The 21,738-nt window shown below is 67.6% G+C and carries 25 protein-coding genes; 8 read left to right on the top strand and 17 right to left on the bottom strand.

All coding sequences use genetic code 11. The annotated features are described in order from the left end of the window. Positions 1-249: 249 nt before the first annotated feature. Positions 250-1,554: a UDP-glucose dehydrogenase family protein gene (locus HNQ67_RS13010; protein WP_183256134.1), complete on the top strand. Its 1,305-nt coding sequence runs from the start codon at positions 250-252 to the stop codon at positions 1,552-1,554. Here the strand turns inward: HNQ67_RS13010 and HNQ67_RS13005 are convergent, their stop codons facing one another. Together HNQ67_RS13005 and HNQ67_RS13000 are read right to left on the bottom strand one after the other, a co-directional pair. Next, positions 1,555-1,722: a hypothetical protein gene (locus HNQ67_RS13005; protein WP_183256132.1), complete on the bottom strand. Its 168-nt coding sequence runs from the start codon at positions 1,720-1,722 to the stop codon at positions 1,555-1,557. It lies immediately after the preceding gene. Positions 1,723-1,854: 132 nt separating this feature from the next. Next, positions 1,855-2,523 carry a YiaD family glycine zipper/OmpA-like lipoprotein gene (locus HNQ67_RS13000; RefSeq protein ID WP_183256130.1) on the bottom strand — a complete coding sequence of 223 codons (669 nt, stop codon included), beginning with the start codon at positions 2,521-2,523 and terminating at the stop codon, positions 1,855-1,857. Between the two features lie 184 nt (positions 2,524-2,707). Between HNQ67_RS13000 and HNQ67_RS12995 the strand changes: the two genes are divergently transcribed. After that, positions 2,708-3,673 carry an isopenicillin N synthase family dioxygenase gene (locus HNQ67_RS12995; RefSeq protein WP_183256128.1) on the top strand — a complete coding sequence of 322 codons (966 nt, stop codon included), beginning with the start codon at positions 2,708-2,710 and terminating at the stop codon, positions 3,671-3,673. A gap of 12 nt (positions 3,674-3,685) precedes the next feature. Here the strand turns inward: HNQ67_RS12995 and HNQ67_RS12990 are convergent, their stop codons facing one another. The 8 genes from HNQ67_RS12990 to HNQ67_RS12955 all read right to left on the bottom strand — a co-directional run bounded on the left by HNQ67_RS12990 (position 3,686) and on the right by HNQ67_RS12955 (position 12,367). Further along, complete coding sequence (locus HNQ67_RS12990) at positions 3,686-5,566, bottom strand: TadE/TadG family type IV pilus assembly protein (protein ID WP_183256127.1); 1,881 nt, start codon at positions 5,564-5,566, stop codon at positions 3,686-3,688. Positions 5,567-5,689: 123 nt separating this feature from the next. Continuing rightward, complete coding sequence (locus HNQ67_RS12985) at positions 5,690-7,552, bottom strand: M2 family metallopeptidase (RefSeq protein ID WP_183256125.1); 1,863 nt, start codon at positions 7,550-7,552, stop codon at positions 5,690-5,692. 91 nt (positions 7,553-7,643) lie between these two features. Further along, positions 7,644-8,339: a monofunctional biosynthetic peptidoglycan transglycosylase gene (gene mtgA / locus HNQ67_RS12980; protein ID WP_183256123.1), complete on the bottom strand. Its 696-nt coding sequence runs from the start codon at positions 8,337-8,339 to the stop codon at positions 7,644-7,646. Positions 8,340-8,385: 46 nt separating this feature from the next. Then, positions 8,386-9,351 (bottom strand): WD40 repeat domain-containing protein, encoded by a 966-nt coding sequence (locus tag HNQ67_RS12975; RefSeq protein WP_183256121.1) that lies wholly within the window; start codon positions 9,349-9,351, stop codon positions 8,386-8,388. Positions 9,352-9,398: 47 nt separating this feature from the next. Further along, positions 9,399-9,626 carry a DUF2093 domain-containing protein gene (locus HNQ67_RS12970; protein WP_183256120.1) on the bottom strand — a complete coding sequence of 76 codons (228 nt, stop codon included), beginning with the start codon at positions 9,624-9,626 and terminating at the stop codon, positions 9,399-9,401. A gap of 27 nt (positions 9,627-9,653) precedes the next feature. Further along, positions 9,654-10,715 carry a CobW family GTP-binding protein gene (locus tag HNQ67_RS12965; RefSeq protein WP_183256119.1) on the bottom strand — a complete coding sequence of 354 codons (1,062 nt, stop codon included), beginning with the start codon at positions 10,713-10,715 and terminating at the stop codon, positions 9,654-9,656. Between the two features lie 37 nt (positions 10,716-10,752). Beyond that, positions 10,753-11,697 carry a cation diffusion facilitator family transporter gene (locus tag HNQ67_RS12960; protein WP_183256116.1) on the bottom strand — a complete coding sequence of 315 codons (945 nt, stop codon included), beginning with the start codon at positions 11,695-11,697 and terminating at the stop codon, positions 10,753-10,755. Between the two features lie 10 nt (positions 11,698-11,707). Next, positions 11,708-12,367, bottom strand: a complete 660-nt coding sequence (locus HNQ67_RS12955) for a hypothetical protein (protein ID WP_183256114.1) — start codon at positions 12,365-12,367, stop codon at positions 11,708-11,710. A 250-nt stretch (positions 12,368-12,617) separates the two neighbouring features. On the opposite strand from HNQ67_RS12955, the gene rplU reads away from it, so the two are divergent. The 3 genes from rplU (at position 12,618) to HNQ67_RS12940 (ending at position 14,180) form a co-directional block, all read left to right on the top strand. After that, positions 12,618-13,172, top strand: a complete 555-nt coding sequence (rplU, locus tag HNQ67_RS12950; RefSeq protein ID WP_183256112.1) for a 50S ribosomal protein L21 — start codon at positions 12,618-12,620, stop codon at positions 13,170-13,172. A 27-nt stretch (positions 13,173-13,199) separates the two neighbouring features. After that, complete coding sequence (gene rpmA / locus HNQ67_RS12945; protein WP_183256110.1) at positions 13,200-13,481, top strand: 50S ribosomal protein L27; 282 nt, start codon at positions 13,200-13,202, stop codon at positions 13,479-13,481. A 165-nt stretch (positions 13,482-13,646) separates the two neighbouring features. Next, positions 13,647-14,180 (top strand): GNAT family N-acetyltransferase, encoded by a 534-nt coding sequence (locus tag HNQ67_RS12940; RefSeq protein ID WP_183256108.1) that lies wholly within the window; start codon positions 13,647-13,649, stop codon positions 14,178-14,180. 13 nt (positions 14,181-14,193) lie between these two features. Here HNQ67_RS12940 and HNQ67_RS12935 read toward each other — a convergent pair whose 3' ends face one another. The 3 genes from HNQ67_RS12935 to HNQ67_RS12925 form a co-directional block, all read right to left on the bottom strand. Continuing rightward, on the bottom strand, positions 14,194-14,391 hold the full coding sequence (locus HNQ67_RS12935) for a hypothetical protein (protein WP_183256107.1): 198 nt from the start codon (positions 14,389-14,391) through the stop codon (positions 14,194-14,196). A 121-nt stretch (positions 14,392-14,512) separates the two neighbouring features. Then, positions 14,513-15,112: a BA14K family protein gene (locus tag HNQ67_RS12930; protein ID WP_183256105.1), complete on the bottom strand. Its 600-nt coding sequence runs from the start codon at positions 15,110-15,112 to the stop codon at positions 14,513-14,515. 54 nt (positions 15,113-15,166) lie between these two features. Beyond that, complete coding sequence (locus HNQ67_RS12925) at positions 15,167-15,718, bottom strand: hypothetical protein (protein WP_246347605.1); 552 nt, start codon at positions 15,716-15,718, stop codon at positions 15,167-15,169. 144 nt (positions 15,719-15,862) lie between these two features. Between HNQ67_RS12925 and HNQ67_RS12920 the strand changes: the two genes are divergently transcribed. Beyond that, the gene (locus HNQ67_RS12920; protein WP_183256103.1) at positions 15,863-17,065 is read left to right on the top strand and encodes a threonine ammonia-lyase; all 1,203 of its coding nucleotides are present in this window, start codon (positions 15,863-15,865) and stop codon (positions 17,063-17,065) included. A 19-nt stretch (positions 17,066-17,084) separates the two neighbouring features. Next, complete coding sequence (bamJ, locus tag HNQ67_RS12915) at positions 17,085-17,594, top strand: BamJ family beta-barrel-assembly machinery protein (protein ID WP_343054925.1); 510 nt, start codon at positions 17,085-17,087, stop codon at positions 17,592-17,594. 10 nt (positions 17,595-17,604) lie between these two features. On the opposite strand, the gene HNQ67_RS12910 is transcribed toward bamJ, so the two are convergent. Next, positions 17,605-18,267, bottom strand: coding sequence for a glutathione S-transferase family protein (locus HNQ67_RS12910; protein WP_183256099.1), 663 nt, complete (start codon positions 18,265-18,267; stop codon positions 17,605-17,607). A 138-nt stretch (positions 18,268-18,405) separates the two neighbouring features. On the opposite strand from HNQ67_RS12910, the gene HNQ67_RS12905 reads away from it, so the two are divergent. Then, the gene (locus tag HNQ67_RS12905) at positions 18,406-18,789 is read left to right on the top strand and encodes a hypothetical protein (RefSeq protein ID WP_183256097.1); all 384 of its coding nucleotides are present in this window, start codon (positions 18,406-18,408) and stop codon (positions 18,787-18,789) included. Between the two features lie 110 nt (positions 18,790-18,899). Here HNQ67_RS12905 and HNQ67_RS12900 read toward each other — a convergent pair whose 3' ends face one another. From HNQ67_RS12900 to HNQ67_RS12890, 3 genes are all read right to left on the bottom strand, one after another. Beyond that, complete coding sequence (locus tag HNQ67_RS12900) at positions 18,900-19,838, bottom strand: hypothetical protein (RefSeq protein WP_183256095.1); 939 nt, start codon at positions 19,836-19,838, stop codon at positions 18,900-18,902. Positions 19,839-19,931: 93 nt separating this feature from the next. Further along, positions 19,932-20,705 (bottom strand): ABC transporter permease, encoded by a 774-nt coding sequence (locus HNQ67_RS12895; protein ID WP_183256093.1) that lies wholly within the window; start codon positions 20,703-20,705, stop codon positions 19,932-19,934. After that, positions 20,702-21,640 carry an ABC transporter ATP-binding protein gene (locus HNQ67_RS12890; protein WP_183256091.1) on the bottom strand — a complete coding sequence of 313 codons (939 nt, stop codon included), beginning with the start codon at positions 21,638-21,640 and terminating at the stop codon, positions 20,702-20,704. Before HNQ67_RS12890 ends, HNQ67_RS12895 begins: the two co-directional genes overlap by 4 nt. Positions 21,641-21,738: the final 98 nt, after the last annotated feature.

Raw genomic sequence — 21,738 nt, 5'->3', positions numbered from 1 at the left:
CGCCCTGGCCCGCCCGACCGCCGACGGCGTTCGCGAGCCTCTGAACCGCCGCGCCACCATCGGCATCAACTTCTAGGTTGATATCGACCGTTCCGGCCTTCGGGTCGGCACGGGCACGGCAAAAGACAGAGCCGCCGGTCCCTCACGGGGCCGGCGGTTTTGTTTTGTCCGGCGCGGCAGGCGAGCGCGGGGTGGCCAAAGACCGAACCGCCCGCTATCTCCCGGCCACTGTCAGAAGGGCGAATCCACATGCGCGTGGCGATGATCGGAACCGGCTATGTGGGCCTGGTCTCAGGGGCCTGTTTCGCCGACTTCGGCCACGAGGTGACCTGCGTCGACAAGGATCCGTCGAAGATCGAACGGCTGGAGCGGGGAGAGATCCCGATCTTCGAGCCCGGCCTCGACGACCTGGTCGCGTCCAACGTGCGCGATGGCCGCCTGTCCTTCGCCCTCGACGGCGCCGGGGCCATTCGTGAGGCCGACGCGGTGTTCATCGCCGTGGGCACCCCGTCGCGCCGCGGCGACGGCCATGCCGACCTGTCCTATGTCCACGCCGCCGCCGAGGAGATCGCCGGCCTGATCGAGGGCTTCACGGTGATCGTCACCAAGTCGACGGTTCCGGTCGGCACGGGCGACGAGATCGAGGCCATCATCCGGGCGCGCCGGCCGGACGCCGACTTCGCCGTGGTCTCCAATCCGGAGTTCCTGCGCGAGGGCGCGGCCATCGAGGATTTCAAGCGGCCGGACCGGATCGTGGTCGGGGCGGAGGACGATCGCGCCCAGGCGGTGATGCGCGAGCTCTATCGCCCGCTGAACCTGAACGAGACGCCGATCCTGTTCACCGGACGGCGCACCTCGGAGCTGATCAAATACGCCGCCAACGCCTTCCTGGCGATGAAGATCACCTTCATCAACGAGATGGCCGACCTGTGCGAAAAGGTCGGCGCGGACGTGCAGCAGGTTGCTCGCGGCATCGGACTGGACAACCGGATCGGTTCGAAATTCCTCCACGCGGGTCCGGGCTACGGCGGATCCTGCTTCCCCAAGGACACCATCGCCCTGGTCCGGACGGCGGTCGACGCCGGCTCGCCGGTACGGCTGATCGAAACCACCGTCGAGGTCAACGACGCTCGCAAGAAGGCGATGGCCGCGCGGGTGTCCACTGCCCTCGAAGGCGATCTGACGGGCAAGACCGTCGCCCTGCTGGGTCTGACCTTCAAGCCGAATACGGATGACATGCGCGACGCGCCCTCGCTGGACGTGGCGCCGGCCCTGCTCGCCATGGGCGCCACGGTCCACGCCTTTGATCCCGAGGGCATGGCCGAGGCGGCCCACCTGCTGCCCGGCGTGGTGTTCAAGGACGGGCCCTACGACGCCGTGGCGGAGGCCGACGTGGTCGTCATCCTGACCGAGTGGGACCAGTTCCGGGCCCTCGACCTGAACCGGGTCAAATCGCTCATGCGGCAGCCCGTGATGGTCGATCTGCGCAACGTCTACCGGCCCGGGGACATGCGGGCGCGCGGCTTCCGCTACACCTCGATCGGGCGGAGCTGATCAGGGCAGGGAGGCGCGGACCAGAGTGGACTGATCGCTCGCCCGGGCCTCCGCCTGCGGCAGAAACGCCCGTCCGGCGCCGATCACCAGCATCGCCGTCACCACCGCCGAAACAACCGCGATCGAGCCGAGCCTGACGCCATCGGTGAATTCGTGGTCCGGACGCACGCGCTTCTCCCTGCAGAAACCCTGTCTGTTATCCAGCATCCACAGCGCGGGGCCGCAAGTCACGGAACGGTGTCCGACCATAAAAAAGGCGGGGCCAAAGCCCCGCCCTTCTTGTCGGATTGCGACTGAGCCCTAGCCGCGGAACGGACGGATAAGGATTTCCACGCGACGGTTCTGCGCCTTGCCCGCTGCGGTGGCGTTGGTCGCCACGGGCTGGCTCTCGCCACGGCCGTCGACATAGAGGCGGTCGGCCAGGACGTTGCGGCTGACCAGATACTGGGCCACCGACGAGGCCCGCTGGCGCGACAGGTTGAGATTGTAGTCGTCGGCGCCGTCGGAGTCGGCATGGCCAATGATGTCGACCACGGACTGGTCGTAGCGATTCAGGACCGCCGAGACATCGTCGAGCACGGAGTAGAAGCCCGGATTGATCGAGGACTGGTTGGAGGCGAAGGTCACGTCCGACGGCATGCGCAGCACCAGATTGTCGCCCTGGCGCGCCACGCCCACGCCCGAGCCGGACAGTTCGGCTTCCAGATCGCGCTGTTGCCGATCCATGTAGGCCCCGACCGCCGCGCCGCCCAGGGCTCCGATGCCGGCCCCGATGAGAGCGTTCTTGCGGCCTTCCTCGGAGTTGGAGGTGTTGGTCAGGTAGCCCAGCAACGCTCCGCCGACGGCCCCGGCGATAGCGCCGGTGGCGGTGTTGTTGCGGCGCGGCTGCGAGCTGTAGGGATCGGTGGTGGTGCAGGCGCCCAGCAGGGCGGCGACACTGATGCCGGTGAGGAGAAGTTTGGCGTGCATGATGGAATGGTCCTTCCAGTTCCTGTTGACGGCGGAACGCAGCCCCGACAGTCAAGGTTCCTGCATGTATGGCGGGTGAACGGCCATCGCGCGGCGCTGTCGCGGACCGCAACCCGCGCCCTCGCTTTGCCAAGATCGGTCCGCAGGGCGTATGGAAACGCCCGAAAGTCCATTTGAGGTCCCCATGGCCGACAGCCTGAGCTCCACCGACGCCCGCCGCGCCATCGAACCCGTGTCGATGACGCTGTACGACACCGATTTCCAGGCCTTCGCCGACAGGCTCGGGCGGTCGTTCAAGCGTTACGGCTTCGCGGTGATCGCCGACCATGGGCTGGACGAGGCGGTGATCGGCGCGGCGCTGGACGACGCCAAGGCCTTCTTCGCCCTGCCCGAGGACGTAAAGCGCCGGTACCACCAGCCGGGGACAGGCGGGGCCCGGGGCCTGACTCCCTTCGGCGTCGAGGCGGCCAAGGGCGCGGCGACGGTCGATTTGAAGGAATTCTGGCACGTCGGCCGCGAGCTGCCGGAGGGCCATCCCTACCGGAAATACATGCGGGACAACCTCTGGCCGACCGAGGTCGAAGGGTTTCGCGAGCACCTGTACGGCATGTTCACCGCGATGGACGAACTGGGGCGCAAAATCCTGAGGGCCATCGCCCGCCATCTCGAGCTTGGGGACGACTTCTTCGAGGACAAGGTCCAGTTGGGCAACAGCATCCTGCGCATGCTGCACTATCCGCCCGTGCCGGCGGGCGCCTCGGGCGTCCGAGCCGGGGCGCACGAGGACATCAATGTCATCACCCTGTTGCTGGGGGCCGAGGAGGCCGGGCTACAGCTGAAGGACGCCGACGGCGAATGGCTGGACATAGCGCCGCCGCCGGGGGCGCTGGTGGTCAACATCGGCGACATGCTGCAGCGGCTGACCAACCACGTCCTGCCGTCGACGAGCCACCGGGTCATCAACCCCGCGCCGGAACGGGCCAGCTTCGCCCGCTATTCGACGCCGTTCTTCCTGCACTTCAATCCGGACTTCGTCATCGAGACGCTGCCGGCCATGGTGTCGGACGAGAATCCCGACCGCTACGTCGGCAAGGCGATCATGGCCGAAGACTTCCTTACCGAACGCCTCAAGGAAATCCGGCTGATCTGAATTGGCCGCAGCCTATTTTGAGATGCGCAGCTGGGTGATGTCGCGGCCGATGGCGGCGAAGGCTTCGGACAGGTCCCCGCCGTTGGCCGGCAGGAAGAAGCTCGCCGGCGTTGAGGCGCAGCTTCTGAGAACGTCAGCGGCGTTGCTGCCGGACTCGATCTGGAAGCCGACGGTGTAGACCAGAACGCCGCGCGCCTTCATCGCTGCACACATCGATTTGCCCTGCTCAAACGGATCACCATTGTCGGCGTCGCAGTCGATCTTGCCGGTGTTGCTGCCCGAACCGCTACCAGCCTGCCGCGAGATCACCCCGGAGCAATAAGGCGTGTTGAACTCCCCGTCGGTCATGATGATCACCGCCTTCAGGGTCTTGGCGGTGTTGTAGGCGGCGGCGGCGCTGGACGGCCACAGATAGTTGAAGTTGGGCGAGACCATGTACCAACCCCAGGCGATGCCGATCTGGCCGGCGGTCGACCCTTCGACATCGTAGCCGTCGATGGTGCTCTTCAACGTGCTCCTGTTGCTGGACAGCGGCAGGATCGGGGCGTTCAGGCAGGTATTGCTCGAGGCGCTGGGGTAGTTGCGGCCGACCCTGGTGGTGGACGGAGCGACGTCCGTATAGGCGTTGGCGCCGGTCCGTTCCGTGACGCAGCTGCTGATCTGGTGGGTCTGCAGGTCGCCGTACATGTTCTCGAAGGCGAAATAGGTGCAACCCTGCTGGGCGCACCAGGCTTTGCCGCCCGACGTGTAGGGATTGAGAGCCGAGAGGTCCGGGTCGATGGTGAAGGTGTTGCTGGTGGCGTTGCCGACCAGATAGGTCCCGTTGTTCAGCTGGGTCATGCCGTTGACGCCGTTGATGAAGACGTACTGGTTGTTGCTCAGCCCGTGACCGTTCGAGGTGATGGTCACCGAACAGTCGTTGTTCTGGCACCGTCGAACCTTCGCATTGCCGTTGTAGGTGCTGTAGTATCGCCCATCCACGCGGCTGCCGCCCAGAGTGTAGAGCTCGAAGGTGTGGTTGGTCTTGTTGCGGACCTGGTAGGCCTTGTTGTTCAGCTGGGTCATGCCGGACGCGCCGGTGATCCAGACGACGTCGTAGTTGCTGAAGCCGTGGCTGTTCGACGTGATCTCGACCGGGCGTTCTTTCGTCGCCGCCGAAATCGACTTCTCGGAGCCAGTGAAGTTGATCGCCGCGCCGCTGATGTTGGTCGAACCGATCGGCGTCCCGCGCACGGCGTTGGCGTTTGAGCCGGGATTGACCCCCATCGAATAGGGCACCAGAGCCAGTTTGGAATAGTAGGGCGTCTGGGTCGGCTGGACGATGATGTCGACCAACTCCTTGGCGGCCTTCTTCAGGTCAGTGATCTTCTGTCCGCCCATCGAGCCGGTGACGTCGAGCACCAGGGCGACCTCGAGGTTGCGCGACGAGCGATCGACCTCGGAATGGCTGCCGACCGGCAGGTAGTCGTCCATCAGCTGGCCGTAAGGCGGCAGGAAAATATTGGCGACCAGGGTCTTCACCTGCACCCGGGCGTCGGCGACGACCACGTCGTCGCCGGTCAGCACGAAACGGGTCTGATCTTCCTCGAGGGTGACGTTGGGATAGGCCTGCAGGTTCGCCTTCAATGCGGCGAGGCCGACGCGGCGGAGGTCGGCTTCCTGGGTGTAGGGAGATCGCGCCGCCGCCAGGGTCGCTGCGTCCAGGGCATCCTGCAGATTGATCCGCACGGTCGACATCCGGTGGATATCGACGCCGCCGAACACCATCAGGATCAGGACCGGCAAGCTGAGGCCGAACAGCATAGCCACGTTGCCGCGCACGTCCCCGGCGAAGCGCCGCGCAAGGCCGCATGCGCCGCCCACGACACCGTCCATCCAGGTCTTGAGCCCCATTTCGCCGTTCCCAGCCGCGCTCGCTGCGGGCGCAAGCCACCCACAGTCGTCAAACCCGACTCTGGCCCAATCCGGTTAAGAGAAGGCCCAACAGCAAAAGTTAACGGCCGGCCGGAACGGCGATCAGGCCTCCCAGCCGCAATCCTCGTCCCGGTTCTGCTCGGTCAGCCAGGCGTCCAGTGGCGCGAAATAGGCGGCGATGGCCGAGGCGTCGTTCTCGCGCTGGCCGGTGAAGGCCTGCATCGCCTCGGGCCAGGGGCGCGACTGGCCCATCTCCATCATGGCGTTGAAGCGGCGGCCGACCTCCTCGTCGCCGTAAACAGAGCAGCGATGCAGCGGCCCGGTCCAGCCCGCCTGTTCGCAGGCGGCCCGATGGAACTGGAACTGGTAGATGTGGGCGAGGAAGTAGCGCGTGTACGGAACGTTGCCGGGGATGTGGTATTTGGCGCCCGGATCGAAGGCGTCCGATGGCCGCGGTCCCGGAGGCGTCAGCCCCTGATACCGCAGCATGTTGGCGGTCCAGGCGTCATTGTATTGGGCCGGCGTCGTCTCGCCCGATTGGACGTCCCAGCGCCAGCGGTCGACCATCAGGCCGAACGGCAGGAAGGCGATCTTGTCGAGCGCGGTCTTGAGCAGGAAGGGGATGTCCTCCTCCTCGCCCGGGATCGTGTCCAGAAGGCCGATCTGGTTCAGGTAGGTCGGGGTCTGGGCCGACAGGGCGGCGAAGTCGCCAATCGCCTCGTGGAAGCCGTCGTTGGCTCCATTGCGGAACAGGAACGGCTGCTGGTTGTAGGCGCGCTGATAATAGTTGTGGCCCAGCTCGTGGTGCATGGTCTGGAAGTCTTCAGCGTTGACCCGGGTGCACATCTTGATGCGCAGATCCTCGACATTATCGACGTTCCAGGCCGAGGCGTGGCAGACCACCTCGCGACCCGCGGGGCGCACGATCTGCGAACGCTCCCAGAAGGATTCCGGCAAGGGAGCGAGACCCACCGAGGTGTAGAACTGCTCCGAGGTCCGGGCGATCTTCTCGGGCGTGTAAGCCGCCTCGACCAGCAGTTCGGTCAGGTCGTAGCTGGAGTCCGGCAGGTTGGCGGGCGCCACCACGTCATAGATGTTGCCCCACTGCTGCGACCACATATTGCCCAGCAGGTCCGCGCGGATCGGGCCGGTGTCGGGCTGGACGGCGTCGCCGTATTTCGCGTTGAGGCGCGACCGCACATAGCAGTGGAGGTTCTCGTAGAAGGGCTGGACCTGGTTCCACAGGCGGTCGGTCTCGGCCGCGAAGGCGTCCGGGTCCATGTCGTAACCGGACCGCCACATGGCGCCGGTGTCGGCATAGCCGAGATCGCGTGCGCCCTCGTTGGCGACCTCAACCAGCCGGGCGTAGTCGTCGCGCATCCCCGGAGAGATTGTCCGCCAGCCTTCGTAGACGGCCCGTGTCACCGCCGGATCGCGAGACTCGGCGATGATCTCCTCGGCCTGGTTCAGGGTGATCTGTTCGCCCTCATGCTCGAACCGCCCGGTGGCGTAGGTCGAGTCCAGCCGCGTGGCGATCTCGGCCAGTTCGGTCGCGGCGCCCGGCCGGTTGGGCGCCGGCAGGGTCAGGCTCTGGCGCAGGATATTGAGCTTGCGGCGGGTGTCCGCATCGGCCTGAACGTCGTTGAAGCGGGCCGCGTCGGTGGCCAGCTGCACGCCGAGTTCGGTGTATTCGGCGTTGGCCCGGGACTCGAGCCACATGGTGTCGTGGGTGATGTAGGTGTTGCGCACCCAGGCGACGCGGCCCGCATATTCGCTGAGCTCGGCCAGACGGGTCTCGGCGTCCTCGACGAAGGCGCGCGCGCCTTCCGGCGTCGCCGGGAAGGCGAAGGCGGTCACCGCAGGCGCCGGCGCGGGCGCCTGGGCGTTCGCCTCCATGCTCGCGCAGGCCGCGAGGCTGGCGGTCAGGGCGCAGGCGGCGACGGCCGTCATCAGGGTGCGTTTCATGGAGGTCTCCCGGGCGTTTCTCATCAGGCGGTTGCTCCGCCTTGTCGGCGCGCAAGGGAGGCCAGCGGAGCCGACAGGTCAAGCTTGACGGTTAATCCAGGACGCAGGCGGCGAGGCCGTCGTTGCGCACCGTGCCCATCGCCGCCTGCACCCGCGAGGCGCGGCGCCGGACGTAGGGCCCGGGCGAGGATGCGTTGTAGCGCCGGGGCGACGGCAGGATGGCCGCCAATCGCGCCGCCTCGCGCGGGCTGAGATCGGCTGCGGACTTGCCGAACCAGTGCTGCGCCGCCGCCTCGGCGCCGTAGACGCCGGGGGCCCATTCGGCGACGTTGAGATAGACCTCCATGACCCGCCGCTTGCCCCACAGCGTCTCGATGAGGACGGTGTAGCCGGCCTCCAGCCCCTTCCGGATCCAGTCGCGGCCCGGCCAGAGGTAGACGTTCTTGGCGGTCTGCTGGCTGATCGTCGAACCGCCCCTGACGCGCCCGCCACGCTCATTGGCTTTCAGCGCCTTCTCGATAGCCTTCATGTCGAAGCCCCGGTGGGCGCAGAAATTCGAGTCCTCGGAGGCGATCACCGCCTCGACCAGACGCGGCGAGATGTCGTCGAGCGAACGCCAGCGGTAGGACAGCCCCTCCCCCTCGACGGATCGGCTGACCATCAGAAAGGTCGTCGGCGGCGGTACGATGCGGTGGATGGCGACGCTGGAGAGCAGCAGCAGGACCAGCCCGGCGAAGACCGTCAGGATCGGTCGTCCGCGCTTCCGGATCTTCGCGTGCTCGGTCATGACGGGATGGTGGGGCGCGCGAAGGACGAGAGCAAGTCGCCCCCCGTCAGACCTCGGCCACGCCCGCCTGACCGTCCTCGTCCGCCCAGGCCACCCGGCTCGCGTCGGCGCTCATCGCCAGGGCGGTGATCGGGGCCCCCTTCTCCGCCTTGAGGAAGTTGAGGCCCTGACCCGCCGGATGGGCCAGCCAGACACGGCCGTCGTTGAGACCGGCGGCGACCACGGGATGTTTCGGGCGCGACGCCACCAGGGCGACGAGGCTGCCCTCGTCGAAGCCGATCTCGGTGGCTTCGCGGCCCATCGGTCCGTTCGAGCCGATGAAGGGCCACAGCACCGCGCCCTGCGCGCCGGAGGTGGCCAGCAGCTGGCCGTTGGCGAGGAAGCTCATCGCGCGGACCTTGGACGGATAACCGCCCATGCGCAGGTTCTTCTGATCCTTGACCCGCCAGCCGTGCAATTGGTTGTCCTGCATGGCGGTGACGACGAAGGCGCCGTCGGGCGACCAGGTCACGCCAGTGTGCGATCCCGCCCATTTGAGGAGGGTCGGCTTCTGGTCGGCGATGCGGGCGAACCACAGGGCCGCGCCGCCGTAGGTGGAGGTGGCGATCCGGCGGCCTTTCGGCTCGAAGGCCACCCCTGAAACGGTGCGCTCGTGCACGAAATCACGGCGAAAGCCGGCATCCTTCGCATCGACCACCGACAGGGTCTTTCCCGCTGAGAAGGCGATAAGGCCGCTCTCGGGCGAGGCGTCGATGGCGTCGATCCACTGGCCCCTGGCGGTCGCCAACACGCCCGCCTCGGTACGGCGGTGCCAGACAACGCGGCCATCGTCCCCGCCGGTGACAACGCCGTCGCCGGACGGGTGGACTGCGGCGCACAGGATGGCGCCGTCATGGGCGGCGCTGAACTCGCCGCCCTCGAACCGCACCGAGCCGTCGCCGAGGGCGAACATGGCGCCGGTCGCGTCGAACAGGGCGGCGGTCACCTGGGCGTCGAAGGCGTGGGTTTTCATGAGGTCCGTTTAGAGCGCGGGGCGGGACCGTCAATCTCACCGGCCGGTTAGTCGGCACCGTGCGTCTCGACCCAGCGCCGGGTCATCATGGCCGCGTTGGCGTAGGCTTCCTGCAGCTCGGCGCTCCAGTACGTCAGGCGGTCGAGCGGGATGGGCTTGCCCGAGACGGCGCAGCGGACGTGATCGCCGCCCTGCACGATGTCGAAGTCGGCCCGGTTGTAGCGCAGCACCGCCTCGCGGCCGTGAACCGGAAGGGGTTTGGGGGGCGGGTTCAACACTGCATCTCCGGGACGGTCACAGATTCATGCCGCGCAGGCCTCGAACCCGGCCGTCAACGCCGCCTCATCGAGGTCGCGGCCGATGAAGACGGCGCGGGACCAGCGGCGCTCGATCGAGCCCCACGGCTTTTGCAACTCGCCTTCGAGGATCATGTGGACGGCCTGGAAGACCAGACGGCGGTCCTCGCCGGCGACATCGATGATGCCTTTGGCGCGCAGGATGTTCTGACCTTGCTCACCCAGCAGCCGGTCGAGCCAGGCGGTAAATTTGGTCCCGTCCATCGGCCGGTCCAACGACAGGGAGACGCCCTTGATGTCGTCCTCGTGGGCGTGGCCTCTTGGCCCCGCAGAATGGGCGTCGTGGTCATGGTCGTGGCCGCAGTGTTCGTCGTGGACGTGGCCTTCCTCGCCGTGAGCGGGGTTGGCGAACTGCGGATTGATGTCGAGGATCCGCTCCAGATCGAAACCGCCGAGACCCAGCACCTGATCCAGCGGCACGTCGGCGCGTTCGGCGCGGGTGATCGGGGCCAGGGGATTGAGCTTGCGCAGCCGACGCTCGACTTCGGCCAGTTCGATATCCGAAGCCAGGTCGACCTTGTTGAGGATGATGCGGTCGGCGAAGGCGACCTGCTCGCGCGCCTCCTTCGAGTCATCGAGCCGGGCCATGACGTGTTTGGCGTCGACGAGGGCGGTGACGCTGTCGAGCTGGGTCTTCGCCTTGACGTCCTCGTCGACGAAGAAGGTCTGGGCCACCGGGCCGGGGTCGGCGAGACCCGTGGTCTCGACGATGATGGCGTCGAAGGCCGGTTTGCCGGGGCGCTGGCGCTTCATCAGGCCGGCGACGACACGGATCAGGTCGCCGCGCACGGTGCAGCAGACGCAGCCGTTGTTCATCTCGAACACGTCCTCGTCGGCGCCGACCACGAGGTCGTTGTCGATGCCGATCTCGCCGAACTCGTTGACGATGACGGCGTAGCGCTTGCCGTGATCCTCGGTGAGGATGCGGTTCAGCAGCGTCGTCTTGCCGGCGCCAAGATAGCCGGTGAGGACGGTGACGGGGATTTTGCCGGAAGCGGTGTCGGTCATGATCGGCTAGATGGCGGCTGCGAGGCCGGTTGTGAAGTCAGCAGTCCGGACAATCCGGCAGGGGACCGGCTTCGAGCTGAAGCGTGGTGTGGCGGATGGCGAAACGGGCGCGGGCGAGGGCGTGGGCCTCGGCCAGCAGGGTCTCGGGGTCCAGGCGGTCGTGGACCAGATGCGCGGTTAGGGCCGTGTCGGTCGTCGACAGGCCCCAGACATGCAGGTCGTGCACCGCGCTGACGCCCGGCAGGGCGAGGAAGGCGGCGCGGATCGCCGCGACATCGACGCCGCGCGGCGCGGCGTCGAGCGCCAGATTGACCGAGTCCTTCAGCAGCCCCCAGGTGCCCCACAGGATCACCCCGACGATGACGATGCTGACCAGTGGATCGACGATCGACCAGCCGGTGAACAGGATGACCGCCCCCGCGATGACCACGCCGATCGACACAGCCGCGTCGGCCATCATGTGCAGATAGGCGCCCCGGGCGTTCAGGTCCGAGTGCTGGTCGCGCATGAACAGCAGCGCGGTGCCAAGATTGATGACGAAGCCGACGGCGGCGACTCCCATGATCAGGCCCGACATCACCGGCGCGGGCTCGGCGAGGCGGCGCACCGCCTCGATGGCGATGGCGCCGCAGGCGAAGATCAGCAGCAGGGCGTTGCCGAGGGCCGCCAGCACGGTCGCCTTGCCGTAGCCATAGGTCTTGCCGGGGCCGGCGGCGCGACGGGCCAGCCAGGCGGCGCCGCCGGCCATGGCCAGGCCCATCACGTCTGACAGATTGTGCCCGGCGTCGGCCATCAGGGCGGTCGAGCCGCTGATGACGCCGGCCCCGAATTCGATCCCGACGAAGGCCAGGTTGATGATCAGGCCGACGGCGTAGCGCCAGTCGCCGGTGTTGACCGGTCCGTGGTGGTGGCCGTGGGCATGGCCATGACCGCCGTGGTCGTGGCCGGAATGGTCGTGGGCGGGGCCGTGGTGGTGCGCCATCCGCTGAGCCTTAGTGCCGATACAGGACGACGAAAAGGCCGACGGCGATCAGGGCGAGGCCCAGCACGGCGCCCTCATAGCGCGCCCAACGCTCGAGCCTGAGCACCGACCAGCCGGCGCGGGCCAGAAGGGTGAACAGGGTCATGCCGAGGACCGTGCCGAGCGCGAACACGACGGTCAGGGCCGCGAGCACCGCGACGCCGCCCTGGGCCTGGTTCAGATAGAAGGGCAGCAGGACCTCCCCGGGCGAGATCGCCATCGTCGCGACCAGCGCACCGAAGGCGGCGGCGTTGGACACGGCCGGTGCGGGGGTCTCCAGCGGCGCCCCCCCGGCGAGTTGCGGCCGGCGGACGACGGAACGGATCAGATAGAAGCCGCCGAACGCGAACAGCAGGACAGCGGACAGGTACGGCAGCAAGCCCGCGATCCACTGGTCCAGCGCCAGTCCCGCCACCACGATCAGGCTGCCGACGACGGCGGTCACGGCCACATGCGCCAGACCCGCGACCACGACCGCCGCCAGGACACGATCCACCGTCCAGCGCTGGGCGCGACCGACGAGCGCGAACGGCAGCCAGTGGGTGGGCAGCGCCGCGTGCAGGAAGGCGGTCGCAAAACCCGCACCCAGAAGGGACAGGAGCAGCGTCTGGTCGGGTCCGGGCGGCGTCATCCCGGCCCCTGTAGCGTGTTACTTTATAACAGTCGAGTGGGAATCCCTCGGTCAGAACAGCATGGGTCGCCGGAGAATGGTCCCGGGTGTAGACATGACTATCTGCAGCGAGGGCAGGAAGCACCGGAAACGCCCCGGCGCGCCGGGTTTCACGTTGACTCCGGGGGGTCGTTCCGTATATGTCGCCGCTCTTCGCCCGAGGGGGACCCCCGTCGGGCTTATTCTTTTTGCGTTTCGCTGAGGCTTCAACATGTACGCGGTGATCAAGACCGGCGGCAAGCAGTACCGGGTTCAACCGGGCGACGTCATCGTGGTCGAGAAGCTCGACGGCGAGGCCGGCTCCAATGTGTCGTTCGGCGACGTGCTGATGCTGGGCGGCGACAAGGGCGTGACCCTCGGCGCCCCGATGATCGCCGGCGCGACCGTCGCGGCGACGCTGGTCGAAACCCGTAAGGGCGAGAAGATCAAGATCTTCAAGAAGATCCGCCGCCAGGGCTATCGCCGCACCAACGGCCATCGTCAGATGGAATCGGTCCTGCGCATCACTGGCATCGAAGGCGCAGGCGAAAAGGCCAAGTGGGACGGCGAGACCTCGCTGATGACCAAGGCCGAGATGAACGCCCGCGCCCGCGGCCTGGCTCCGCGTGTCGAAGAGACCGAGGCCAAGCCCGCGAGAAAGGCCGCCGCGCCGAAGACCGAAGCCAAGGCGGCTCCGGCCCCGAAGGCCGCCAAGACTGAAGCCAAGGCCCCCGCCGCCAAGAAGGCGCCGGCCAAGGCCAAGGCCGCCAAGACCGACGAAGCGTAAGAACAAGATCGAGAGCAGGAGCAACCCATGGCTCACAAGAAATCCGGTGGTTCGTCGCGCAACGGTCGCGACTCCGAGTCGAAGCGCCTCGGCGTGAAGAAGTTCGGCGGCGAACGCGTGCTGGCCGGCAACATCCTCGTGCGTCAGCGCGGCACCACCTTCCACCCCGGTGAGAACGTCGGCCTCGGCCGCGATCACACCCTGTTCGCCACCGTCCACGGCTCGGTGAAATTCACCACCAAGCGTGGCGGCCGTTGCTACGTGTCGATCCTTCCGGCCAACGACACCCAGGCTATGGCCGCCGAGTAGCGCGAACGGAAACACTCCGGATCGCGCAAGGCTCAAGAGCCGCGATCCGGACCAAGGGAAATATTTCCGCGGGGAGTCTGGATCACCAGGCTCCCCGTTTTCGTTTCCCCGCCTCGAAGCCGTCCGAGCCCTCCAAGGAGGCGGCGCGAACACCGAGGCCGCCTCATGTGCGTGATCGAACCTTCCCCTGTCGTCGAGACGCGGCGCCTGGCGCTGCGCGCCCCGCGCCCGCAGGACGTCAGCCGGCTGGCCTCGCTCGCCAACGACCCCGACATCGCGCGGATGACGCTGCGCATGCCGCATCCCTATTCGATCGACGACGCGGAGACCTTTGTGCTCGGCGTCGCCGGACAGGATCCGGCCAGGGCCGCCACCTTCCTGATCGAACACGAGGATCACGGCCCGGTCGGCGTCATCGGCCTGTTCGAGGACTCCGATCCGGCTCCCGAGGTCGGCTACTGGATCGGTCGGCCGTTCTGGGGTCGCGGCTATGCCACCGAGGCGCTGCAGGGTTCGCTGGTCTGGGCGGCGAAGCGCTGGAAGCGGCGCGCGCTGGTGGCGGGCCATTTCACCGACAATCCGGCCTCTGGCCGGGTGCTGGAGAAGGCCGGCTTCCTCTACACCGGCGAGGTGCGGCGCGGCTTCAGCAAGGCGCGGTCCGACGAGGCGCAAACACGACGGATGGTCTGGCTGGCCTGACCGGGCGGCGCGATCAGCCGAAAGCCGTGGGTCCGAAAATCGCCGCGACGGCCACGGCGCCGCCGATCACGGCCACGACCGCGCCTGCGATGAAGGCCGCCCACGTGCGCGCCGCGCGCTGGCGGCGAAGGCCGCTGGTCTTGACCGACCGCAGCATGACGCCGGGCTTGGGTCCAAAGACTTCCGAACCGGAAATATTGTGCTGGGACATGAACGCGCTCCCTGATCCACCACCCCTTGCGGGTCAGGTGAGCCAAGCGGTGCGGACAAGGCGAAACGATGGCGAACGTCGCTCACCCACCGTTCCGTGATCAGATGAACCCGGTTCGCCTTCAGCCGCAGAAGATCAGGCGGCCGCTGTAGGCGCGGTAGTAGCCGCTGCGCGGGTCATAGGAGCGGTAGCGCGCGCGGCACCAGTCGATCCGACCCGGGTCGCGACCGCCGCCATAGGCCGGATCGCCATAACCGCCTGGATAGACCAGATCGGGTCGTCCATAGGCGCCGTGATAGGCCGTTCCCGCGGAGCCCTGCCCGTAGCCGTACCCGTACCCGTAGCCACGCTGCCGGGTCGAATAGCGGCCATCGTGTCCATGGCCGTAGCCGTAGGCGCGCCCGTAGCGACCGTGGTTTCCACCATAGCCTGCCAGGGCCCGGTAGTCCCGCCGTGCCTGCGGGCTTGCCCTGTGCCGCTGATCACGCCAGCGCGCGCCGCAGTCGGTGCGGTTGGCGTCCCAGAAGGCGTCGCACCGGTAATCACCGGGCCGGTCGAGCTGACTGCGCCAATCGAAGGCCGAGGGCGCCCAGTGGGAGGCGCCGCGCTGATGGCCGTAGCCGCTGTTGCGTTCCCACGACTGGCCCGCCGCAGGGGTCGCCGCCAGCGCGAGACCGGCGGCGAGGATCAGGGCTGACCGGATCGGGAGCGGGCGATGCATGGTTGTTCCTCCAGAGCGGCCCGGTACGCGGCCTGAAAAGACGAACGCCAGACGCTACAGGGTGACGGTGATCCGACCGCCGCGGGTGTTGACCCGGCGCATCAGGACGACCCGGTCGTCGCCGCCAGCGCTGACGGGGGCGATGATGAACCAACCCCCGTCCGGCAGGCCGGAGAAGTTGAAACGGCCATTCTCGCAGGTGGTGGAGCGGACGTAGGAGCGATAGTCGGCACTCGGGTCGGCCACCGTCCGAGCACGGACGATAGCTTCGTTCACGGCCGCCCGCTCGGTCGAGCCGTAGAGCGTGCGGATACGGGCGCGAGTGTATGGGGTGTCCGGCGTCAGACCGACCGAGCCGGTACAGTCGAACGCCCGCCCGTTTCGGCGATAGTCGATCCGGCCGTCGATCGAAGCGCGACCCGCCCGGGTCGACCAGGCGAAATCGTCCGCGTTGAACACCGCCGGCGCCGGCGGCGGGGCCGGTCGGGGCCACGGCGCGCCGAAGCCCCTGTCCATCGGAGCGGTCTCGCAGGCCGCCAGCCCGCCGAGGCTTACGGCGGCGATCAGCGCGAGGATAGGCTTGCGGGGGATCATAGGGGCGGCCATGGGCTCTCTCCGTGGGCGGCGCGGGTCGAACGTCCTGATGAGACGATGAACGCCACGGCAAGGTCAAGGTTGCGGTTGCGACTGCCCGGACGGTGGTCCAGAACCTCGCGGCAACCCGGCGCGAGACCGGGTATAGGGAAGGCCATGACAGTCACGTTTGACGATATTCTGGCGGCGCGGGAGCGGATCACCGGCCAGGTCGACCGCACTCCGGTGCGCCATTCCCGGAAGCTGTCGCAGCTGACCGGCGCCGAGGTTTGGGTCAAGTACGACAATCTGCACTTTACCGGTAGCTTCAAGGAGCGCGGCGCCCTGAACCGGCTGCTGCAGCTGACGCCGGATGAGCGGAAGCGCGGGGTGGTGGCGGCGTCCGCGGGCAACCATGCCCAGGCGCTGGCGTATCACGGGGGCCGGCTCGGCATCCCGGTGACGATCGTCATGCCCGAGGGCACCCCCTTCGTGAAGGCCGACGGCACGCGGGCGCACGGCGCCACCGTGGTCATCAAGGGAGTTGATTTCTCGGGCTCGACCGAAGAGGCCCACCGGCTGCGCGATGAAGAAGGGTTTGTCTTCGTTTCCGCCTTCGACGACGCCGGCATCGTAGCGGGCCAGGGCGTCTGCGGTCTGGAGTTCCTGGAGGACGCGCCCGAGCTCGATCTCCTGATCGTGCCGATCGGCGGCGGCGGTCTGATCGCGGGCACGGCCATCGCGGCCAGGGGCCTCAAGCCGTCGATCCGCATCTTCGGCGTCGAGGCGGCCATGTACCCGTCCTTCTCGGCCAGACGCCGGGGCGAGACGCCCAGGTGCGGCGGCCAGACCATCGCCGAGGGCATAGCTATCAAGGCCGTTGGCGACATTCCCTTCGCCCTGGCTGATCCGCTGGTTGAGGACGTCCTCGTCTGCGGGGAGGCGGATTTCGAAAAGGCTGTCGCCTTCTACGCCACGCTCGAGAAGACCGTCGCCGAGGGCGCCGGAGCAGGCGGGCTTGCGGCCATGCTGGCCTACCCCGACAGGTTCCGAGGCATGAAGGTCGGTCTGGTCCTGTGCGGCGGTAACATCGATTCACGAATGCTGGCCGTCGTCCTGAACCGCGAGTTGGTGCGCGAGAAGCGGCTGGTCGTATATCGCATCCTCGGCGACGACCGCCCCGGCATGCTGTCGAAGATGAGCGCCGTCATCGGCGGCCTCGGCGGCAACATCATCGACGTGGTGCACAACCGGTTGGCGCTGGATGTGCCGGCCAAGGGCGCGGAGTTCGACATCATGGTTGAGACCCGCGGCGAGGCGCATGCCGACGAGATCAGACACGGACTGGAAGAGGCGGGATATGCGCTACGGATGGGCTAGGACGGCGGCCGTGCTGGCCATGGCGGCGGCGCTCGCGTCGTGCGGACGGGAAGCTGCGCCCGGCGTCGACGCGGACGCGGCCGCGAACCTTCGCGCCGCAGAATTCTTCATGCAGTCCAACGAAAGGGCGAACGGCGTCCGGACCCTGCCGTCAGGTGTGCAGTACAAGGTGCTGCAGGCGGGGCCGCCGGGGGGCGAACGGCCGGACGGCAACGATCTGGTCCGTGTCGACTACGAAGGTTCGCTGATCGACGGGACGGTGTTTGACAGCTCCTTCCAGCGCGGCCAACCGGCGGTGTTCACCATCGAGGAGGGCATTTCCGGATCCATCATTCCGGGCATGCGCGACGCGCTGCAGCACATGACCGTCGGTGACGAATGGCTCGTCTACATCCCACCGGCGTTGGGTTACGGTGAGGACAGCGCCGGCGAGATCCCGCCTAACAGCGTGCTGATCTTCCGGCTCAAGCTCCTCGAAGTGGCGGCGACGCCTGGCGGTACGCGAGCGCTCGACATCGCCCACGGTTGATCGCCGCGATTTAGTCTGTCGCAGGCGGCGCCGGCATCAGATCGCCGAACGGAGCGGCGTCCTCCAGGGCGCGTCGGAACGACGACCGGGCCATCAACCGGCCGTGCCAGGCCTTTAGCCGCGGCCGCTCGCCGAACGGGACCAGCCGCCGCGCGTAGGTCAGGATCGGGGCGGCGGCGCAGTCAGCGAGGGTGAAGCTCTCCCCCGCGCCCCATATGCGGCCGTCGGCGAGGCGGCTTTCCAGCAGATCCCAGGCGTTCCGGATGTCGCCCATATCCAACGCCGTGATCGCCTCCGGCGGCGGCGGCCCGGCCCGGCCGAGCCGATGGAAGATGATCCGGTTCATCGGCGCGCCGACGTAGGTATCAATGATGCGGTCGACCCAGCGGGCCTCCAGCGCCGCCTCCGGATCGGCCGGAAGCAACCGTCCGCCGTCCCCCAGCCGGTCCAGATATTCGATGACAATGCTGGACTCGTGGATGGTCCGGCCCGCCGCTGTATCGACAAGCACCGGCATCCTGGCGAACGGCGACAGCGCCCGGAAGGCGGCCATCACCGGCTCATCGGCATGGTCGACCAGCCTCGGTTCGAAAGGCAGACCCAGTTCATAGAGGGCGACGAGGGCCTTCTGGCCGTAGGCCGAATAGGGGTGGGACCACAGGATCAGCGACATGGTCGGTCTCCACAAACAACCGATAGACGGTCGGGTCGCCAGATCAATCGGGTTTCGACCCTGCGGCAAGCCCGCGCCGCAACCCCTCGTTAATCGGCGAGGCGCACCCTCCGTCCCAACCACCATTGGAGCGGCGCGATGTCGACCATCCAGACCTCCACCTACCGTCGTCAGCGGGACCACTTCGAGCCGCAGGACACCGATCCGCATGACCAGCGCCGGTTGCGCGGACTGCTGGAGCAGATCGACTACTCCGCCTTCGTGGCGAACCGGGAGGTGATCGCCGCCGCGCTGCCCGGTATCGACGCGGCGGTGTTCCAGCGGCTGGCGGTGCAGACCGCCACGGCGCGAGTCAAATGGGTCGGCGAGGCCCTGCGCCAGAGCGAGTCCGGCGCGCCCTCCACCGCCGACCAGATCGCGCGCCTGACGTCGGCGCGCACGGCCTATGAGGAACTGGCCGAGGCCTACGAGGGTCTGCGGCGTATGGTCGAGCGCAACTACCTGACGATCAAGACCCCCTAGACCACTTGTGCTTCAGGTCGAATGGACCTGAATCCAGAGAACGATCCAAACTCAATGCAGGAGCGACCTCTGCGCCGGGTTGAACTGCGTTCAACGCAACCGGTTTCGCTCTAGTCCACCGCCATCTCGAGCGGCTGGGGCCGGGTCGCGATCGGCGCGTCCGGGTCCGAGGGCGGACGCTCGGCCGTGGTCGGTGGGGGACCCACAGGCGCGGCCGGAACGACCTCGATACGCGGTTCGACAGGGACAGGGGCGGTCGCCGCCGGGGCGGGCTCCGCCGTCTGCACGGGCGCCGCGGCGGGTCGATTCGGGGCCGTCGGCGGGGTCGCGGCAGGTCGCTCGGGGGCATCCGACGCGGGTCGCGGGGCTGCGGGCGCGGGCGAGGCGGGCGCCGGGGTCTCCAAAACCGGCGCGGCCTCAGCGGGGAGCGCCTCGGTCGGGGACGGAGCCGGTGTGGCCGGGCCGGCCTCGGCCGCCAACACCGTCGCGGGTGCGCCGTCCATCGGAGTCGGAGCCGGAGCCGGACGGGTCAGCATCCATCCGCCGACAGCTATCACGCCGATCACGGCGGCGGCGATCCCGGCGTAGAGGGGCGCGCGACCGGAAGGGCGACCCCGGACGGAGGCGGAGGCCGGGGCAGGCTCGACCGTCGCCGCGACCGGGGCGAGGCGCGGGATCGGCTCGGGTGGGAGCATGGGCGTCGGCTCAGCCGAAGGCAGCGGTCGAACGGTCAGGTCAGGTCCGGCAACGGTCGGCGAAACGGCGGGCCGCGCCGGCGCTTCAGCCAAGATCGTCGTTTCCGGAGCCGGAGCCGGGGTGGGCTTCGGGGCGGTTCGGGGCGCCGCCTGGGGAATCATCGAGCCGCTGAAAATGCCCGCCCGGGCCGTTGGCCCCGGAACCGGCTTGGGGGTCTCGGGCAGGGGCGGCAGCCGCTCGCCCCTCGGCAGGGGTCCGGCCCGGAACACCGTCTGCGGCGCGCGGCCCCAGGTGACGGGTCGGCGGGCGAAGGGAACGGGTGACCCGTCGGGCGTCTGATTGTCGGTGGACATGAACTCTCCCGCGCCGGCGCGGCGCGCTTCAGTAACGCGAAGACCCGGTCAGAGTGCGGACCGATCTGGCCGGTTTCATGACGCGTCGGCCGCCTAGTTCTTCAGCCGGTACCCGGTCCTGAAGATCCATCCGACGATCACCAGGCAGATAACCAGGAAGCCCAAGGTCGCGCCAAGACTGATCCCGATGCCGACGTCGCCGCTGCCGTAGAAGGTCCAGCGGAAGCCGGAGATCAGATAGACCAGCGGGTTGAACAGGGTCACCGTCCGCCACGCCTCCGGCAGCATGTCGATCGAATAGAAGGAGCCGCCGAGGAAGGTCAGCGGGGTGACCACCAGCATGGGGATCATCTGCAGCTGTTCGAAGCCGTCGGCCCAGATGCCGATGATGAAGCCGAACAGGCTGAAGGTGGTCGAGATCAGGATCAGGAAGGCCAGCATCTCGACCGGGTGCAGGATCTGCAGCGGCACGAACAGGGACGCCGTGGCGAGGATGATCAGGCCCAGAACCGCCGACTTGGTCGCCGCCGCACCGACATAGGCGAGGACGATCTCGAGCGGGGAAACAGGCGCTGAGAGCAGTTCGTAGATGGTGCCGGTGAATTTCGGGAAATAGATGCCGAAGGAGGCGTTGAAGATCGACTGGGTGAACAGACTGAGCATGATCAGGCCCGGCACGATGAAGGCGCCGTAGGGCACGCCGTCGATCTCGGTCATGCGGCTGCCGATGGCCGAGCCGAAGACCACGAAATACAGCGAGGTGGTGATCACCGGCGTGACCAGCGACTGCCAGATGGTGCGCAGGGCGCGGGCCATCTCGAAGCGGTAGATCGCCCAGACGCCGTAGCCGTTGAAGGTCAGGCTCATGCGGCTGCTCCGGTATCGCGGTGGACGAGGCTGACGAAGATGTCCTCGAGCGAACTCTGACGGGTGTTCAGGTCCTTGAAGGCGATGCCCAGGTCGCTGAGCTTGCGCAGCAGCGACGGCACGCCGGTCTTCTCGAGGTTGGAGTCGAAGACGTATTCCAACTCGTGGCCGTCGTCCCTGAGGGCGACCTTCCATTCGGCCAGTTCCGGCGGCACGGCCTCGAGCGGGTCCTGCAGGTTCAGGGTCAGGGTCTTCTTGCCCAGCTTCTTCATCAGGGCCGTTTTGTCCTCGACGAGGATCAGCTCGCCCTTGAGGATCACCCCGACCCGGTCGGCCATCTCCTCGGCCTCCTCGATATAGTGGGTGGTCAGGATGATGGTCACGCCCTGGTCGCGCAGGCGGCGCACCAGATTCCACATGTCGCGGCGCAGTTCGACGTCGACGCCGGCGGTCGGCTCGTCGAGGAACAGGATGTCGGGTTCGTGGCTCAGAGCCTTGGCGATCATCACCCGCCGCTTCATGCCGCCCGACAGGGTCATCAGCTTGTCGTTGCGCTTGTCCCACAACGACAGGTCTCGCAGCGTCTTTTCGATATGGCCGGGGTTCGGGGGCTTGCCGAACAGACCGCGACTGAAGGTCACCGTCGCCAGAACGGTCTCGAAGGCGTCGGTGGTCAGCTCCTGCGGCACCAGACCGATCTTCTCGCGGGCGCTGCGATAGTCGGACTGGATGTCGTGGCCGTCGGCCACGATCGTTCCGGTCGTCGGGGTGACGATGCCGCACACCACCGAGATCAACGTCGTCTTGCCCGCGCCATTGGGACCAAGCAGGGCGAAGATCTCGCCCTTTCGAATGGTCAGATCGATGGGTTTCAGGGCCTGAAGACCCGACTTGTAGATCTTGGTCAGACCTTCGATTGAGATCACAGGCTGCATGCGCGCCCTCCCTGAGCGGCAGCAGATATGCGTCCGGCCGCCGCACCTCAAGGGCGGCGAGGTCCCAGCGGAGCCATATTCGAATTCAGGGGTTAGCG

The organism is Brevundimonas basaltis, from assembly GCF_014202075.1.
In the GTDB taxonomy this organism is placed as follows: Bacteria; Pseudomonadota; Alphaproteobacteria; order Caulobacterales; family Caulobacteraceae; genus Brevundimonas; species Brevundimonas basaltis.
The sequence above is the reverse complement of the archived record's forward strand: the minus strand, read 5'-3'. Positions and strand labels throughout refer to the sequence as shown.